Genomic DNA, 17,389 nt, shown 5'->3' on the forward strand with positions numbered 1-17,389 from the left:
GCCGTGCTATGGTTGCGATGACGTGCCGGACGGGTCTTCGGCGTCCTGCCAGAAAGCATCACACCATGCTGTCATCCCTGCGATACCGCCTGAAGCGCATGTTCAACCATATCTGGGTGCCCATCGGATGCTACGCCGTCCTCGGCCTCCTCGCGGCGGTGGTGGCGGTCAGGCTGCGGGCCTACATCCCGTCGTCATGGGCCTTCAAGATCGGCGCCGACGCGATCGACAGCCTTCTGAACATCCTCGCAAGCTCGATGCTGGCGGTCACGACCTTCTCGCTGTCGATCATGCTGGCGGCCTTCGCCGCCGCGTCCAGCACCGCCACGCCGCGGGCGTTCCAGCTGCTCAAGACCGATCGCACGGCGCAGCAGGTGCTGGCCAGCTTCATCGGAGCCTTCATCTTCTCTCTGGTCGGGATCATCAGCCTCAAGATCGGGATCTACGGCGAGGGCGGCCGCGTCATCCTGTTCGCCGCGACGATCCTCGTGCTGATCCTGATCGTGTTCAACCTCGTGCGCTGGATCGGCCATCTGACCGACTTCGGGCGCCTCGGCGACACCATGGCGCGGGTCGAGGATGCGGCGGCGGACGCCATGACCCGCCGGCTTAAGACCCCTTGGCTGGGCGCCAACCCGATGCACCGCGCCCATCCGCCGGACGCGGCGGTCCCGATCAGGTCCGACAAGGTGGGCCATATCCAGTTCATCAACCTTCAAAGCCTGAACGATCTGGCAGAGGAGGCCGGTTGCACGATCTACATCGCCGTGACGCCCGGCAATTTCGTCTATCGCGGATCGGACCTCGCCCATATCCTGAACGGTCCGACGGGCGAGGCCTACGACACCCTTCTGCAGCAGGTAGGCAACTGCTTCGACATCGGCATGACCCGCAGCTTCGATCAGGATCCCCGCTTCGGCATGATCACCCTGTCGGAAATCGCCAGCCGTGCCCTCTCGCCCGCGGTCAACGACCCCGGCACCGCGATCGACGTCATCCGCCGCATGACCCGCGTGCTGTCGCTCTGGAACGAGACATCGGAGGTCGACGTCATCTTTCCGCGCCTTTACGTCCACGGCCTGCAGTCGGAGGACATGCTGCGCGACGCCTTCAGCGCGATGTCGCGCGACGGCGCGGCGCTCTACGAGGTGCACGTCGCCCTGCAAAACGCGCTTCTGGCGCTGGTGCGGCTCGATCCCCGGATCTTTGCCGCGGGGGCGGTGGGGGAATCGCGCCGCGCGATGACCTATGCGTGCGAGGCGATGATCTTCGACGCGGATCTGTCCCATTTGCAGCGGATCGCGGACCGGGTCGCGGAAGTGGCGCAGATCCCGGCCGCGGATTCGCAAGTGACGCGGACGTAGACGAAAGGCCCGGCCGGCGATGCGCGGTGGCCAGGGTCGGACCGGGGCCAGCCCCGGACCCCGAGGTATTTTCGACGAGAAGAAGGCGGGCGGCGGTCAGTCGGGGGCGGCGGGGGCCGCGATGCCGAAGTCGTAGAGGCGCGGCAGGTAGCTGATGTTCATCTCGGCCCCGGTCACCCCGGGCCGCGCGTGGCGGTAGAGCGACCGCCAGTAGGGCTGCAGTACGACGCCCTCGTCGCGCATGATGGTCTGCAACTCTGCCATGATCGTGCGCCGCGCATCCGCATCGGCGATGGCGCCCGCGCGGTCCAGCAGACTGTCGAAGGCGGAATTGGCAAAGCCGGACTCGTTCCAGGCCTCGCCCGAGCGATAGGCCAGGGCGTAGATCTGGATGCCGAGGGGCCGGTGGTTCCAGTCGGTCGACGAGAAGGGATAGGTCGTCCAGTTCACGGCGAAGGCGCTGCCCGGCACGATGGTCCGCTTCACCTTGAATCCGGCGTCGCGCAACTGGGCCGCGACCGCGTCGGTCGTGTTCTTGCGCCAGTCGTCGTCGACCGAGATCAGCTCCATCTCGTCGTCCTGCCAGCCCGCTTCCGTCAGCAGGGCGAGGGCGGCGGCGGGATCGACCGCGAGCGCGGGGACGTCGGCCCATTCCGGGTGCATCGGGCCGATGTGCATGTTGCGCGCCACCTCTCCGCGGTCGCCGTAGCCGAGCTCCAGACAGACGGCGGGATCGACGGCCATGGCGATGGCCCGCCGCACCCGCACGTCGGCGTAGGGCATGCGCCCGTCGACCACGGCCTGCTGGTTCGGGCGGATCACGATGGTCGACCCGGAGGCGACCTTGCTCTTCTGCCAGCCCATCCCGTCGAGGATGTCGACGTAGTCACCCACGGTCTCGTAGATCACGTCGATCTCTCCGGCCGCGGCGGCGGCGACATGGGCTGACGGGTCGGTGCCGTAGTCGATGAATTCGAACCGGTCGACGGATGCGCCCTTGCCGGCGTCGTAGCCCCACCAGGCGTGGTCCAGGTTGCGCACCAGCACCGCCTTGACGCCGACCTCCACCGTCTCCGGCAGGTAGGGGCCGGTGCCCTTGGGGCGGGTCAGGATGTCGCTGGCGTCGAAATCCGCGGGCACGATCTGGGCGGGGTAGTCCGACATCCCGGCGATGATCGTGATGTCGGGCCGCGGCAGGGTCAGCACCACCGTCATGTCGTCCGGCGTCGCGATGGCCCCCGCGATCGCCTGCCCGGTCACAGGGTCGATCAGGGCCGCCATGCGACCGGCCATGGAATTGCCGTCCACGCCCTTGTCGCACCAGCCCGCGATGTTGCGGGCCACGTCGGCGGCGGTGAAGGGCGTGCCGTCGTTCCATGTCACCCCGGGGCGGACGTGCAGGGTGTAGCGGGTGGCGTCGTCGTTGACCTCCCACCGGTCCAGCAGCCAGGGGCCGAAGGTGCCGTCGTTGTGGTATTCCACCAGGTATTCCAGCCAGCCCGCGGTGATATAGGCGATCTGCGGCCAGTCGAAGGCCCGCGGATCGCGCAGGGCGCGCACCTCCATCTGCATGCGCAGGGTGCTGCCTTGCGGGGCGGTTTCCTGTGCGCGCGCCGGTGCCGTCAGTCCGATCAGGCCATAGGCGGTGGCGGTGGTGGCGCCGAGCGCCGTCGCGCGAGACAGGAACGCGCGCCGGTCCAGCGTGCCGCGGCGCACCTCTTCCGCATACATCCGGACCGCCGGGTGAAGCCGCGTCGTCGTCGTGTCGGTCATCTGAAGTCTTCCGGTCGCAGGCGGTGAACGGGGACGCCGTCCGCGCGACAGGCCGGGGCCGGCGGGCGGGACGGTGACATCCGCGAAGGGGCATGTGCGCGCATCAGGCCCCATGACGGGGCGCAGGTCAATGCGCGACCTGTCACGTTTGCAGGATGCGGGTAAGCGGCGGGCCGCAGGATCAGCCGTGGCGGGGACTTGCACCGCTGCGGCGAAAGGCGCTGGGGCTCTGGCCGGCGCGCGCCTGAAAGGCGCGGCTGAAATAGGCGGCGGACTGGAAACCGGTGGCGCTGGCGATGTCCTGCACCGGCGTGGTGGTGTCGCGCAGCATCACGCAGGCCTCGTAATGGCGGCGGTTGGCCAGCAGCGCCAGCGCCGACTGGCCGCAGGTCTGCCGGCAGCAGCGGGTCAGATGCGTCGGCGTCACGCCCAGTTCGGCGGCATAGGCCGCGACCCCGCGGTCGGCGCGAAAGTGTCGTTCCACCAGCCCGGTATAGGCGGCGACGAGGCGGGCCGCACTGGTGTCGGCCCGGTCGCGGGCGGGGTCCGCGGCCTTCAGCGCCACCTGCCGCGCCAGATAGACCGACAGCAGCCCGGCATGGTAATGCGCCGCGCGCCGGTGCTGCGGCCGGTCCGAGTGCAGTTCCCGCTCCAGCCCCTCCAGCAAGGCCAGCAGTTCCTTTTGCGAGGCGACGTCCTTCAGGCGCAGGTGGACGGGCCGGTCCGGCCATTCGGCGGCCATCGCCCCCGGCACCGCCATGATCTGGCCAAAGACCGAAGGCCCCATCTCGAACCCGTACATCGTGCCGGCGGGGATGAAGATCAGGTTGTTGGCGCCGTAGCCGCTGGTCAGCCCGGCGACGGTGATCCGGCCCTGACCGCGGGCGAAGAAGATCAGGCGCGGCGTCGCGTGGCTGCGCATCGCCTCGGTGCGCCAGCGGTTCGCCAGCGGTCCCTGACCCAGCGCATGCAAGGCCAGTGCGGTCGTCTGCGGCGACATCGGGCTGGCGTCTTGAATCATGGCGGAACCTTCCTGTCAGGTCAGACTTCAAGTCTGCGGTGGCGGACGATTCTAGACAATCCCGTTTATCGGATCAGGGCCGCCGCGACGCCGGACAGGTCCGTTTCGGCGGCATTCAGCCGGTGCCAGCCCCGCATCCGGGCCCTGAACCACGTCCTCTGCCGCTTGGCATACTGGCGTGTGGCGATGATCGCGGCCGCGCGCGCCTGCGTCAGCGACATTTCGCCGTCGAGGTGGGCCATCAGCTCTGCCGCGCCGATGGCACGGGCGGACCGGTCGGTCGGGCGCCACTGCGGCCGGATCGCCGCCGCCTCGGCCAGCACGCCCGCGTCCAGCATCATGTCGAAGCGCCGTGCGATCCGCGGCGTCAGCCAGTCGCGCGGCGCGTCGATCAGAAGGGGCAGGGTGCGGTCGAGGGGCAGCAGCGGCGGCGGCGTGGCGTCCTGCCAGTCGGACAGGCTGCGGCCCGTTGCCTCCTGCACCTCCCACGCGCGCTGGACCCGCATCCGGTTGGCGGTGTCGATCCTTGCGCGGGTGGCCGCGTCGATCCCGTCCAGCAGGGCAGGCAAGGGCAGGGCATCGCCGCGGGCCCGCACCGCTAGCGGCACCGGCGGGATCTCTGCCAGCCCCTCCGTCAGGGCGGTAAAATACAGGCCCGTGCCGCCCACGATGATCGGCCGCGCGCCACCCAGCAGGGGGGCCACGTCTCGCAGCCAGTGACCCACCGAATAGTCGCCCTTCAGCGGCACATGACCGTAAAGCGCGTGCGGCGCCTGCGCCAGATCCGCGTCGGAGGGGCGCGCCGTCAGCAACCGCCAGCCGTCGAAGACCTGCAGCGCATCCGCGTTGACGACCACGCCCCCCTGTGCCCGCGCGATCGCCAGTGCCAGCGCCGACTTTCCGCTGGCGGTCGGGCCCGCGATCAGGACCGGTGTGTCTGGGGTCAACGGCGGAAGCATCGGGACTTTCTGCGTGGGGGCCGACCTGCGGCATTGAACCTGCCGCCCATATGCTTCATTTTGCGCCGCAGCGAAAGCAGCAGCCCCACCGCCCCAGCAAAGGACCCTCCCCATGACCGAAAACCGGACCAAATACGGGCGCGTGATGCTCAAGATTTCGGGCGAGGCGCTGATGGGCGACACCGCCTTCGGCCTGCACCCGCCCACGGTCCAGCGCATCGCCCGAGAGGTCAAGTCGGTCCACGACATGGGGGTCGAGATCTGCATGGTGATCGGCGGCGGCAACATCTTCCGCGGATTGCAGGGGTCGGCACAGGGGATGGAGCGGACGACCGCCGACTACATGGGGATGCTCGCCACGGTGATGAACGCGCTCGCCATGCAGTCCGCGCTGGAGGAGCTGAAGATCCACACCCGCGTGATCTCTGCCATTCCGATGGATCAGGTCTGCGAACCCTACATCCGCAGGCGGGCCGTCCGGCACCTTGAAAAGAAGCGCGTCTGCATCTTTGCCGCCGGCACCGGTAACCCCTATTTCACCACCGACACGGCCGCGACTTTGCGTGCGAACGAAATGAGTTGCGAGGCGATCTTCAAGGGCACCAAGGTCGACGGCGTCTACGACAAGGACCCCAAGAAGCACGCGGACGCGAAACGCTACGAGCGCATCAGCTACGACGAGGTGCTGCAGAAGCACCTTGGCGTCATGGACGCCAGCGCCATCGCACTGGCCCGCGACAACCACCTGCCGATCATCGTCTTCAGCCTCGACGACATGGGTGGTTTCAAGGGAATCCTTGCGGGCGAGGGAACATCCACCACCGTGCACGATTGAACATGGGCGGGTTCCGCCACACTCCGCGAAACGCGGTGACGGCGACCTATACATTTTAATGCCTTTGCCCTAAGAGCGGGCAAGGCAGGCAGTTTGCCGCGAGACAGAGCAAGACGAATATGACTGACGACTTCGAACTCGACACCGACGATCTGGCACGCCGCATGGATGGCGCCATCGCCAACCTGCGGACCGAACTGGCATCGCTGCGCACGGGCCGTGCCTCCGGCTCCATGCTGGAACCGATCATGGTGGACGCCTACGGCAGCCCGACCCCGATCAATCAGGTCGGCACGGTGAACGTGCCCGAACCGCGCATGGTCACGATCAACGTCTGGGACAAGGGCCTCGTGAACAAGGTCGAAAAGGCGATCCGCGAAAGCGGTCTTGGGATCAATCCGCAGATGAACGGCACGATCATCATGCTGCCGATCCCCGAACTGAACGAGGAACGCCGCCGCGAACTGACCAAGGTCGCGGGCCAGTATGCCGAAGCGACGCGCGTCAGCATCCGCAACCTGCGCCGCGACGGCATGGACCAGATCAAGCGCGCCAAGGACGGCATGGCCGAGGACGATCAGAAATTCTGGGAATCCGCCGTGCAGGAACTGACCGACGCGCACATCAAGAAGGTCGACGAGACGTTGGAGACGAAGCAGGCCGAGATCATGCAGGTCTGAAGAGGCGGGGGCTTCACATGGCCAGCCGCAGGCGGGCCGAGCAGGACGGAAAGAGGCATCATGCCCAAGGACGACATCAAGTTGAGTGACGCGGCCAAAGGCCCGAACCACGTTGCCGTCATCATGGACGGAAACGGCCGGTGGGCGCAGCAGCGCGGCCGCCCGCGCCTCTTCGGCCACCACGCCGGTGCGCGCCGGGTGCGGGAAATCGTCCGGGCCTGCCCGGACGAGGGCGTCAAGTATCTGACGATCTTCGCCTTTTCGACCGAGAACTGGAAGCGGACCCAGACCGAGGTCTCCGGCCTCATGGCCCTCTTCCGCCGCTACATCATGCGAGAGGCGAAGGCGCTGTTCGACGAGGGCGTGCGGGTGCGCTTCATCGGCGACCGCATCAAGCTCGACGACAAGCTGGTGCGCCTGATGGACAACCTTGAACTTTTCACCGCCGGCAACGACAAGGTGCATCTGACGATCGCCCTGAACTACGGCGGCCGCGACGAGGTGACCCGTGCCGCCCAGCGGCTGGCCTTCGAGGTTGAGCAGGGGCGCCTGTCCTACAAGGACGTCGACGCCGAAATCCTGTCCAAGTTCCTCGACACCCGCTTCCTGCCCGACCCCGACCTCGTGATCCGCACCAGCGGTGAGGCGCGGATCAGCAACTTCCTGCTGTGGCAGTCGGCCTACGCGGAATACGAATTCATCGACACGCTCTGGCCCGACTTCAGCAAGGAGGTCTTTGCGCAGGTCCTCTCCGGCTACGGCAAGCGCGAGCGTCGATTCGGCGCCGTTCTGGCCTGACGTGAGCCCCACACCCGCCAGTTCCGGCAAGTGGGACGACCTGACGGTGCGTCTTCTGTCCAGCGCCGCGATGATCGTCGTGGGGTCCATCGGCGTCATGCTCGGCGGCGTCTGGTTCCAGATGATGGTGGTTTTCGTGACCGCCGTCATGATCTGGGAACTCTGGATGATGATTGCGCCCGACCTGCCCACGCCGGGCATGCTGCAGGCGGCGCTGACGGCGTCGGTGCTGTCGGGGATGCTGGAACATGCCTCCACCTTGGGTCTGCTGCTGTTCCTCGTCGTGCCCTGCGTCGGGTCCTACATGGTCAAGCACGAACGCCTGTCGTTCTTCTGCTTCTCGCTCGGCATTCAGGTCGCGGGATGGGGGCTGGTCACGTTCCGCGCCGACTACGGCTTCATCTGGATTCTTTGGGTCATCTGCGTCGTGGTCGCGACGGATGTCTTCGGCTACATGATCGGCCGCGCCGTGGGCGGGCCAAAGTTCTGGCCCAAGGTCAGCCCCAAGAAAACATGGTCCGGCACCGCCGGTGGCTGGGTTGCGGCCGGCCTGATGGGCTGGATCTTCACCCTGTTCACCCCGGCAGGGTTCGAGATCGTGATCCTGTCGATGATCCTCAGCTTCGCCAGCCAGATGGGCGACGTCGCCGAAAGCGCCTTGAAACGCCGGATGAAGGTCAAGGACAGCTCTACCCTGATCCCCGGCCACGGCGGGCTGTTCGACCGGTTCGACGCACTTCTGGGCGCCTCGCTCTTCATGCTTTTCGTCGCCGGCACCTTCAACGTCCCCGGAGTGGCCTTTTGAGGCGCATCTCCATCCTCGGGGCCACCGGGTCCATCGGGCAAAGCACCATCGACCTGATCCGCCGCGATCCCGACGTCTATGACGTCGTGGCCCTGACGGGCGGCTGTAACGCACAGCTTTTGGCAAAGGATGCCAAGGACCTGCGCGCCGAAGTTGCAGTAGTCGACAGCGCTGACTGCTACGCTGAACTGAAGGATCTGCTGGTCGGCACCGGGATCGAGGCTGCCTGCGGTGCCGCCGCCATCGCCGATGCCGCGCGTCGTCCCGCCGACTGGATCATGTCCGCCATCGTGGGTGCCGCCGGTCTGCCGCCGGGCATGGCGGCGCTGGAGCAGGGCACCACGCTGGCGCTGGCCAACAAGGAATCCCTCGTCACCGCCGGTCCCCTGCTGATGCAGACCGCCCGGACCCACGGCGCCACGATCCTGCCCGTCGACAGCGAGCATTCCGCCGTGTTCCAGGCACTGGCGGGCGAGGACATCGCCGCCGTCGAGCGCATCGTCATCACTGCCTCCGGCGGTGCCTTCCGCGACTGGCCGCTGGACCGGCTGAAGACCGCGACGCTGGCAGAGGCGTCCAGCCACCCGAACTGGGCGATGGGGCAGCGGATCACCATCGACTCCGCTTCGATGTTCAACAAGGCGCTGGAACTGATTGAAACGAAGGAATTCTTCGGCATCGATCCGGACAGGATAGAGGCCATCGTCCACCCGGAATCCCTGATCCACGCCCTCGTCGGGTTCAACGACGGCGCACTGATGGCCCACGTCGGACCGCCCGACATGCGCCACGCCATCGGCTATGCCCTGCACTGGCCCGACCGGAAACATCTGCCGGTCGCGCGTCTCGACCTCGCACAGATCGGCGCGCTGACCTTTCGTGCGCCCGACGAGGCGCGCTGGCCCGCCCTGCGCCTTGCGCGAGAGGTCATGGCGGCGGGCGGCCTGATGGGGGTCGTCTTCAATGCCGCGAAGGAAGCCGCCCTCGACGCCTTCATCGCCGGGCGGATCGGCTTCATGGACATGAGCGGACTCGTCGCCGACGCGCTCGCCAAATTGTCAGCGCAGGGGGGGCAGCACAACGCCCCGCTCGACCTAGATACGATCATGGACATCGACCGCTTGACGCGCCTGCGCGTCGCGGAAAGCTTGGAAAACCGGGGATGACACAGTGGACCTGACGCAACTTCTGCCGCAACTGGGCGGTGGCCTGTTCACCCTGCTGGCCTTCGTGGTGTCGCTGTCGATCATCGTGGCGATCCACGAATACGGCCACTACATCGTCGGCCGCTGGTCTGGCATCCATGCAGAGGTCTTCTCGCTCGGCTTCGGCCCGGTCATCTATTCCCGCACCGACAGGCGCGGCACGGTCTGGCAGGTGGCGGCGCTGCCCTTCGGCGGCTACGTCAAGTTCCTGGGCGACGCCAATGCGGCCAGCGTCGGCGGCACCACGACGGTGGCGGGCCACGATCCACGCAACACCATGGCCGGCGCGCCGCTCTGGGCGCGCGCGGCGACCGTGGCGGCCGGCCCGGTGTTCAACTTCATCCTCGCCGTCGCGCTCTTCGCCGCCTACCTGATGGTCACCGGCATGCCCACCGACCCGGTCACCTACAAGGACGAGGTCGCGCTGCCGCCGGCCTATGCCTCTGACCTGCGGCCCGGCGACCAGATCGTGAAGGTCGGCGCCGTCGACATGGGCGGCGACGTCAGCCTCGACACCCTGCCGGTGACGGACCGCGTCGATTATACCGTGCGCCGCGACGGGTCCGATGTCGTGGTGCAGGGGCCCTATCCGCTGCCGCCGCGCGCCTCCGGCGTCACGCCGCGATCCGCCGCCGACGACGCGGGTCTTCGCATCGGGGACGTCATCACCGCGATCGACGGTCAGCCCATATTCGCCTTCCGCCAGATTGTCGACGTGGTCAACGCCGCCGACGGCCGGTCGCTCGACCTGACGATCTGGCGTGACGGCGCCACCCGAGACGTCACACTCGCCCCGCGCCGCATGGACCTGCCCAAGGCCGACGGCACGTTCGAAACGCGCTGGCTGATCGGCATCACCGGCGACCTCTTCTTCCAGACCGCGACCGACACCGTCGCCCCGTGGACGGCCCTCTGGCTGGGGATGAAGCAGCTCTGGTTCTCGATCACCATGTCGCTGTCGGCCCTGTCGCACATGATTTCCGGCGACATCTCGACCTGCAGCCTGTCGGGCCCGGTCGGCATCGCGGAAACCAGCGCCACGATGGCGGGGCAGGGGCTGGCGTCCTACATGAGCTTCATCGCCGTGCTGTCGGCCGGCGTCGGCCTGCTGAACCTGTTCCCGATCCCGATCCTCGACGGCGGCCACCTCGTCTTCTACGCCTACGAGGCAGTGACCCGGCGCAAGCCGTCGGAACGGGCGATGAACGTGATGATGATCGGCGGCCTGACGATCATCGCGGGGATGATGGTCTTCTCGATCCTGAACGATCTGCTGCTCTGTCCTTAGGGACAGGGTGCCTCATACGGGTCACATTTCCGCCCCATTGCCCTGTCAGGGCGTCCTCCTGTCCAGAAGGAGGATACCATGCAGACCATGACCAAGGGTTTCCGGGGCGTCAGCACGTTGGTGACGCTGAACTGGGACCGCATGCTGACGACGGCCGCGATGATTGCAGCGCTCTATGCCGGCGCCTACCTTGCGTTGATCTAAATGTGACGGTCGCCGCGCGAACTGCGCGGCATACCACAGTTAGTGCTGGTTCGTTTTGACATCCCGACCGGGACCAAGTAATTCCGGTGCAACAGGGACAGACGAATTGCAGGCGCACACATGATATTGAAGACCTCTCGCGGCACGATGTCCGTGACGACGCTGACCCTGCGGGGTCTGATGCTTGCAGCGGCCCTGCTGATGACCCTCATTGCCGGGCGGGCACTGGCCCAGACCTACGCCTTCAACGCGGTCCAGATCGAAGGCAACCAGCGCGTCGCCGACAGCACGATCCTGTCCTTCGCGGGCATCAGCCGGGGCGAGGCGATCAGCGCCGACCAGCTGAACGCCGCCGGGCAGAAGATCCGCGATTCCGGCCTGTTCGAAAGCGTCGACGTGCAGGCGCAGGGCAACACCCTCGCGATCACCGTCGTCGAATTCCCGACGATCAATCAGGTCGCGGTCGAAGGCAACCGCAAGCTGAACGACGCGGAATTCCTGCCGATCCTCGAAAGCCAGTCGCGCAAGATCTACTCTCCCGCGACGGTCGAACGCGACGTGGCCACGATCGCCGGCCTCTATGCCTCCAAGGGGCGGATCAACGCCTCCGTCACGCCGCGCATCATCCGCCAGTCCGACAACCGCGTCGATCTGGTGTTCGAGGTCGAGGAATCCGGCGTGACAGAGGTGCAGCGCATCACCTTCGTCGGCAACCGCAGCTTTACCGACCGCCGCCTTCGCGGCGTGCTGGAAACCAAGCAGGCCGGCCTGCTGCGGTCGATCATCACCCGCGACACCTACTCGGCCGAGCGGATCAACTTCGACAAGCAGGTGCTGACCGACTTCTACCAGTCGCGCGGCTATGCCGATTTCACCCTGCAGAACGTCGACGTCACCCTGACGCGCGAACGTGATGCCTACCTCATCACCTACAACATCCGCGAAGGGCAGCGGTTCAGCTTCGGCAACGTCTCGGCCAGTTCCGACCTGCCAGAGGTGAACGTGCCCGCCTACCAGCGCGCCCTGACGACACGCACCGGCATGACCTATTCGCCGGGGCAGGTGGACCGCGACATCGCGCGTCTGGAACGCCTCGCGATCCAGCAGGGCCTGACCTTCGTCGCCGTCGAACCCGTCATAACCCGCAACGACCGCGACCTGTCGCTGAACGTCGACTACAAGCTGGTCCGCGGCCCCCGTATCTTCGTCGAGCGCATCGACATCGAAGGCAACTCCACCACGCTTGACCGTGTCGTGCGCAACCAGTTCCGCACGGTCGAAGGCGATCCCTTCAACCCGAGAGAGATCCGGCAGGCCGCCGACCGCATCCGCGCGCTTGGCTTCTTCACGACGACCGACGTGAACGCCCGCGAGGGTACCACGCCGGAACAGGTCATCATCGACGTCAATGTAGAAGAGGCGCCGACCGGCTCCCTGTCCTTCGGTGCCAACTACAACACCGACAACGGCGTGGGCCTCGTGGCCGCCTTCAAGGAGGCGAACTTCCTCGGCCGCGGCCAGTCGCTCAGCTTCGAGATCTCGACCGCCACCTCGAACCAGGTCATCAGCTTCGGTTTCTCGGAACCGAACTTCCTTGGCCGCGACCTGCGGGCGGGCGTCGACTTCAGCTATCGCACCACGGACAACCAGAACGCCGACTACGACACGGAAAACTTCCGCTTCGCTCCCAGCCTGACCTTCCCGGTCAGCGAAAGCGGCCGCCTGACGACCTATACGGCCCTGTCCTACGACGACCTGACCGGCGCCGACGGCGACAACGTCAGCCCCTTCATCAAAGAGGAAGCGGCACTCGACGCGGTGGTCACCGGGTCCGTCGGCTACAACTACTCCTTCGACAACCGCCGCACCGGCCTCGATCCGACCTCGGGCTACGTCTTCCGCTTCGGACAGGAATTCGGCTTCGGCGACACGCGCTTCATCAAGACGACGGCTCTCGCCGCCGCCGAGACCAAAGTGCTGAACGAGGGCGTGACCCTGCGGGCCACGATCGAGGGCGGGCATCTGGCCTATCAGGACGGCTTCAGCCGCGTCACCGACCGCTTCTTCCTGAACGGCAACACCTTCCGCGGCTTCGACGCGAACGGGGTCGGCCCGCGCGACTACCAGACCACGACCGTCGACGGCGAGACCGTCACCACCGTGGACGATGCCCTCGGCGGCAACAGCTTTGCCGTCGCCCGTTTGGAAGCCGAATTTCCCCTTGGCCTGCCAGAGGAATACGGCATCACCGGTGGCGCCTTCGTCGACTACGGCTCTGTCTGGGATGTGGGCCGCACCGCGCCGCAGGGGACAGAGATCCTCTACAACGGCTTCACGCCGCGGGCGACGGCGGGCCTGTCGATCTTCTGGACCACGCCGCTGGGGCCGCTGCGCTTCAACTTCACCGAACCGCTGAAGGCCGAGAAGTTCGACCAGACCAAGGCGTTCGACGTGACGATCTCGACCCAGTTCTGATGCGCGGCGGGGTGGCGGCGGCTTTGGCGGCAGCCGTGCTGTCGGTCACCCCGGCGGCGGCGCAGGACGCGCCGCCACCTGTCGCCGCCCCGGTGCTGATCCTCGACAGCGACCGCCTCTACCTCGATTCCGCCTACGGTCAGACCATCCGCGACGGGCTGGAGGCGGAGGCCGCCGACCTGAAGGCCGAGAACGACCGCATCGTCGCCGCCCTGACAGAGGAAGAGCGCAGCCTGACCCAGCGGCGCCCCACCATGACGCCAGAGGCGTTCCGGGCCGAGGCCAATGCCTTCGACGTCAAGGTGCAGGGCATCCGCCGCGCCCGCGATGCCAAGGAAATGGCGCTGGAAGACTCGCGGCTGAAGGCGCGCGACGATTTCTTCAACACCGTCCGCGACATCGTCGGCCAGCTGATGCTGGAGGAGGGGGCGACCGTCATCCTCGACCGCCGCTCGGTCTTTCTGGCCCTGTCGGCGGCGGACATGACGGAAAAGGCCATCGCGCGCATCGACGCCGCGATGCTGAAACCCGGCCCCGCGCCGCAGTCCGCGCCGCTGCCTCTGGTCGAGGGGCCGACCGCGCCCGATGGCGAGGCAACCGACGCACCACCGTCAGAGGACACGGCGCCCGACGCCCTCGCCGAACCCTCCACCCCGGATACCGCCGACGGCCCGACGCCGCTGAACCCCTGACGCCGCTGAACCCCCGACGCAGGCTCCCTTGCCCGTGGCTGGGTGGCTTGCTAATCAGGTCGGGGCGCGTCAGGGATGCGCCGATTGACCCAAGGATGACCCCGCCCCATGACCGATGCCCCCACCCAGCCGATCACGACCTGCGACATCCAGCTGATCCAGAAGATCCTGCCGCACCGCTACCCTTTCCTGCTGGTGGACCGCGTGCAGGACATCGACGGCACCGCCTCGGCCACGGGCATCAAGAACGTCACCATGAACGAGCCGCATTTTCAGGGTCACTTCCCCGGTGCGCCGATCATGCCCGGCGTGACCATCATCGAGGCGATGGCCCAGACCGCGGGCGTCATGGTCGGCGCCTCCATGGGCCTCATCAACGGCGACCTGCTGATCTACTTCATGTCGATCGACGGCTGCAAGTTCCGGCGCAAGGTGATCCCCGGCGACCGCATGGTGATGAAGATCACGACGGTGCGCGGCAAGCCCGGTGCCAAGGTCTGGAAGTTCCACGGCCGGGCAGAGGTCGACGGAGAGCTGGCCTGCGAATGCGAATTCGCCGCCATGCTGGACATGCGCAGCTGATGCCGGACATCCACCCCAGCGCCATCGTCGCCGACGGCGCCGTGATCGGCGACGGCTGCATCATCGGCCCGTTCTGCGTCGTCGATGCACAGGTCGTGCTGGGGGAACGTGTCACGCTGAAAAGCCATGTCGTCGTGACCGGCGACACCCATATCGGCGCAGATACCACCGTCTTCCAGTTCGCCGTGATCGGAGAGATCCCGCAGGACCTGAAGTTCGGCGGAGAGGACACGCGCCTGCGCATCGGCGCCCGCAACCGCATCCGCGAGCATGTGACGGTCAACTGCGGCACGGCGGGCGGCGGCGGGCTCACCACAATCGGCGACGACTGCCTGCTGATGGCCGGCTGCCACGTCGCCCACGACTGCACGCTGGGCAACCGCGTCATCGTCGTCAATTCCAGTGCCGTGGCGGGCCATTGCGTGCTCGAAGACGACGTCATCGTCGGCGGCCTGTCGGGCATCCACCAGTTCGTGCGGATCGGGCAGGGGGCGATCATCGGTGCACTTTCGATGGTCACGAACGACGTGATCCCCCACGGTCTCGTCATGGGGCCCCGCGCGGCGCTCGAAGGTCTGAACCTCGTCGGATTGAAACGACGCGGCATGGCGCGCGCCGACATCGCCGCCCTGCGCCGCGCCTACGACGTGCTGCGCGACGGCGACGGCACGTTCCATGCCCGTGCCGAGGGGCTGGACGGGGCCGACAGCGCGGCAGTGCAGCAGATCCTCGACTTCATCAGGGGCGAAAGCGACCGCAGCTTCCTGACGCCGCACTGATGCTGGCGCTGATTGCCGGCACCGGCGATCTGCCCCGCGCGATGCTGGCGGCCCTGCCAGAGCGGCCTCTGGTCTGCGCGTTGGAGGGCGTCACGCCGCAGGTCTCGCCGGACATCACCTTCCGGATAGAGCGCCTCGGCGGCTTTCTGCACGCCCTGCGCCGACGCGGTGTCACGCAGATCTGCATGGTCGGCGCGATCCGTCGCCCGCCGGTCCGCCTGCAGGCCCTCGACCTTGCCACCTTGACCCTGCTGCCGACGATCTGGCGCGCCCTGCGCCGCGGCGACGACGGGGCGCTGCGCGCTTTCATCGCGGTGCTGGAACGGCGCGGTTTCACCGTCCTCGGCGCGCATCAGGTCGCACCGGACCTGCTGCCGCCCTCCGGCATCCTGACGCGGGCCGCGCCGCAGGACCGCCACCGGATCGACGCCGTGGAGGGAGAGAGGCATCTGGCCCGCATGGGCGCCGCCGATCTGGGGCAGGCCTGCCTCGTGCGCGACGGTCGCGTCACCGATGCCGAGGATGACAGCGGCACCGATGCCCTGCTTGCGCGCAACCGGGCTGCCGATGGCGGCGGCATCCTGTTCAAGGGGCCGAAGCCTGATCAGGACCGCCGCGCCGATCTGCCGGTCATCGGCCCCGGCACCGTGACTCAGGCCGCCGCCGCCGGTCTGGACGGTCTGGTCATCGAAGCGCAGGGGGTGATGATCCTCGACCGTGCCGCCGTGATCGCGGCACTGGACGCCCGCGGCATGTTCCTCTGGGTCAGACCGAAGGGTGCGAAATGAAGATCTTCGTGATTGCAGGAGAGCCCTCCGGCGATGCCCTGGGCGGAGCCGTCATGGCGGGGCTGCGGGACCTCTCTCCCGGTGTCACCTTCGACGGCGTCGGCGGCCCGCTGATGCAGGCGCAGGGCCTCGTCAGCCGCTTTCCCATGGACGAACTCTCCGTCATGGGACTGGCCGAGGTGCTGCCGAAATACCGCGCGCTGAAGCGGCGGATCGCGGAATCTGCGCAGGCGGTGCTGGACACCCGCCCCGACGTGCTGCTGACCATCGACAGCCCGGACTTCTGCCTGCGGGTGGCCAAGCTGGTCAAGGCCCGGTCCGACATCCGGACGATCCACTACGTCGCCCCCACCGTCTGGGCCTGGCGTCCGGGCCGGGCCGCGAAGATGGCCCGCCACATCGACCACGTCCTCGCCCTCTTTCCGTTCGAACCGCCGCTGATGCAGGCCGCCGGCATGTCCTGCGATTTCGTGGGCCACCCTGTCGTCGCACAGAAGGTCGCGACGGAGGCAGAGGCTTCGGCCTTCCGCGCCAGTCACGATCTCGGCCCCGGTCCCGTCGTGCTGGCCCTGCCGGGGTCGCGCCGAGGCGAGGTCTCGCGCCTCGCCGACCGCTTCGGCGGCGCCCTGCGCCTGTTGCAGCAGACCAGCCCCGGCCTGCGCGTCGTCGTGCCCTGCGCGGGGCCCGTCGCCGCCATGGTGCGCGACGTGACGCAGAACTGGCCCGGCCGGCCCCTGCTGACCGCCCCCGACGACGCGGCGGCCAAGCGCGCGGCCTTCCGCGCGGCGGACGTGGCGCTCGCGGCGTCCGGCACCGTCTCGCTAGAGCTTGCGGCGGCCGGCACGCCAATGGTGATCGCCTACGACATGAACTGGCTGTCGCGCCAGATCATCGGGCGGATGCTGCTGGTCGACACGGTGACGCTGGTCAATTTGGTATCCGAGACGCGCACCATCCCCGAGTTCATCGGCCCCGCCTGCACCTCCTCGCGCATCGCCGATGGCCTGCGCGCCGTATTGGCAAAGCCGCAGGCGCAGCACGACGCGATGGCGCTGACCATGGACCGCCTCGGCCGTGGCGGAGAGCCCCCCGGCCTCCGCGCCGCCCGCTCGATCCTTGCCCATAGCGGCTGACTGGCCAC

The 17,389-nt window shown here is 67.6% G+C and carries 17 protein-coding genes; 14 read left to right on the forward strand and 3 right to left on the reverse strand.

The window, feature by feature from the left end; translation table 11 throughout:
• The first annotated feature begins 65 nt into the window (after window positions 1-65).
• Window positions 66-1,364 carry a DUF2254 domain-containing protein gene (locus tag BUA54_RS02045; RefSeq protein WP_072855524.1) on the forward strand — a complete coding sequence of 433 codons (1,299 nt, stop codon included), beginning with the start codon at window positions 66-68 and terminating at the stop codon, window positions 1,362-1,364.
• Between the two features lie 96 nt (window positions 1,365-1,460).
• Here the strand turns inward: BUA54_RS02045 and BUA54_RS02050 are convergent, their stop codons facing one another.
• The 3 genes from BUA54_RS02050 to miaA form a co-directional block, all read right to left on the reverse strand.
• A complete protein-coding gene (locus BUA54_RS02050; protein ID WP_072855525.1) occupies window positions 1,461-3,137 on the reverse strand; it encodes an ABC transporter substrate-binding protein in 1,677 nt (558 codons plus the stop codon).
• A gap of 181 nt (window positions 3,138-3,318) precedes the next feature.
• Window positions 3,319-4,158, reverse strand: coding sequence for a helix-turn-helix transcriptional regulator (locus BUA54_RS02055; protein WP_072855526.1), 840 nt, complete (start codon window positions 4,156-4,158; stop codon window positions 3,319-3,321).
• Window positions 4,159-4,223: 65 nt separating this feature from the next.
• Entirely contained in the window at window positions 4,224-5,117 is an 894-nt protein-coding gene (gene miaA, locus BUA54_RS02060) for a tRNA (adenosine(37)-N6)-dimethylallyltransferase MiaA (protein ID WP_072855527.1), read from the reverse strand.
• 112 nt (window positions 5,118-5,229) lie between these two features.
• Between miaA and pyrH the strand changes: the two genes are divergently transcribed.
• The 13 genes from pyrH to lpxB all read left to right on the forward strand — a co-directional run bounded on the left by pyrH (window position 5,230) and on the right by lpxB (window position 17,381).
• The gene (gene pyrH / locus BUA54_RS02065) at window positions 5,230-5,952 is read left to right on the forward strand and encodes a UMP kinase (RefSeq protein WP_072855528.1); all 723 of its coding nucleotides are present in this window, start codon (window positions 5,230-5,232) and stop codon (window positions 5,950-5,952) included.
• Between the two features lie 119 nt (window positions 5,953-6,071).
• Window positions 6,072-6,632, forward strand: coding sequence for a ribosome recycling factor (gene frr, locus BUA54_RS02070; RefSeq protein ID WP_072855529.1), 561 nt, complete (start codon window positions 6,072-6,074; stop codon window positions 6,630-6,632).
• 60 nt (window positions 6,633-6,692) lie between these two features.
• Window positions 6,693-7,430, forward strand: coding sequence for a polyprenyl diphosphate synthase (uppS, locus tag BUA54_RS02075; RefSeq protein WP_072855530.1), 738 nt, complete (start codon window positions 6,693-6,695; stop codon window positions 7,428-7,430).
• A 1-nt stretch (window position 7,431) separates the two neighbouring features.
• Window positions 7,432-8,235, forward strand: a complete 804-nt coding sequence (locus BUA54_RS21520) for a phosphatidate cytidylyltransferase (RefSeq protein WP_072855531.1) — start codon at window positions 7,432-7,434, stop codon at window positions 8,233-8,235.
• Window positions 8,232-9,401 (forward strand): 1-deoxy-D-xylulose-5-phosphate reductoisomerase, encoded by a 1,170-nt coding sequence (gene dxr / locus BUA54_RS02085; RefSeq protein ID WP_072855532.1) that lies wholly within the window; start codon window positions 8,232-8,234, stop codon window positions 9,399-9,401. The genes BUA54_RS21520 and dxr overlap by 4 nt, the downstream gene beginning before the upstream one ends.
• 4 nt (window positions 9,402-9,405) lie before the next feature.
• Complete coding sequence (rseP, locus tag BUA54_RS02090) at window positions 9,406-10,728, forward strand: RIP metalloprotease RseP (RefSeq protein WP_072855533.1); 1,323 nt, start codon at window positions 9,406-9,408, stop codon at window positions 10,726-10,728.
• Window positions 10,729-10,806: 78 nt separating this feature from the next.
• Entirely contained in the window at window positions 10,807-10,932 is a 126-nt protein-coding gene (locus BUA54_RS21715; protein WP_281250628.1) for a hypothetical protein, read from the forward strand.
• A gap of 120 nt (window positions 10,933-11,052) precedes the next feature.
• Window positions 11,053-13,407: an outer membrane protein assembly factor BamA gene (gene bamA / locus BUA54_RS02095; RefSeq protein ID WP_425434942.1), complete on the forward strand. Its 2,355-nt coding sequence runs from the start codon at window positions 11,053-11,055 to the stop codon at window positions 13,405-13,407.
• A complete protein-coding gene (locus tag BUA54_RS02100; protein ID WP_072855535.1) occupies window positions 13,407-14,099 on the forward strand; it encodes an OmpH/Skp family outer membrane protein in 693 nt (230 codons plus the stop codon). The genes bamA and BUA54_RS02100 overlap by 1 nt, the downstream gene beginning before the upstream one ends.
• A gap of 108 nt (window positions 14,100-14,207) precedes the next feature.
• The gene (fabZ, locus tag BUA54_RS02105) at window positions 14,208-14,681 is read left to right on the forward strand and encodes a 3-hydroxyacyl-ACP dehydratase FabZ (RefSeq protein WP_072855536.1); all 474 of its coding nucleotides are present in this window, start codon (window positions 14,208-14,210) and stop codon (window positions 14,679-14,681) included.
• Window positions 14,681-15,460: an acyl-ACP--UDP-N-acetylglucosamine O-acyltransferase gene (lpxA, locus tag BUA54_RS02110; protein ID WP_072855537.1), complete on the forward strand. Its 780-nt coding sequence runs from the start codon at window positions 14,681-14,683 to the stop codon at window positions 15,458-15,460. Before fabZ ends, lpxA begins: the two co-directional genes overlap by 1 nt.
• The gene (locus BUA54_RS02115) at window positions 15,460-16,248 is read left to right on the forward strand and encodes an LpxI family protein (protein ID WP_072855538.1); all 789 of its coding nucleotides are present in this window, start codon (window positions 15,460-15,462) and stop codon (window positions 16,246-16,248) included. The genes lpxA and BUA54_RS02115 overlap by 1 nt, the downstream gene beginning before the upstream one ends.
• Window positions 16,245-17,381 (forward strand): lipid-A-disaccharide synthase, encoded by a 1,137-nt coding sequence (lpxB, locus tag BUA54_RS02120; RefSeq protein WP_072855539.1) that lies wholly within the window; start codon window positions 16,245-16,247, stop codon window positions 17,379-17,381. The genes BUA54_RS02115 and lpxB overlap by 4 nt, the downstream gene beginning before the upstream one ends.
• The last annotated feature ends 8 nt before the right edge of the window (window positions 17,382-17,389 follow it).

It is taken from the genome of Loktanella atrilutea, assembly GCF_900128995.1.
Taxonomy (GTDB): Bacteria; Pseudomonadota; Alphaproteobacteria; order Rhodobacterales; family Rhodobacteraceae; genus Loktanella; species Loktanella atrilutea.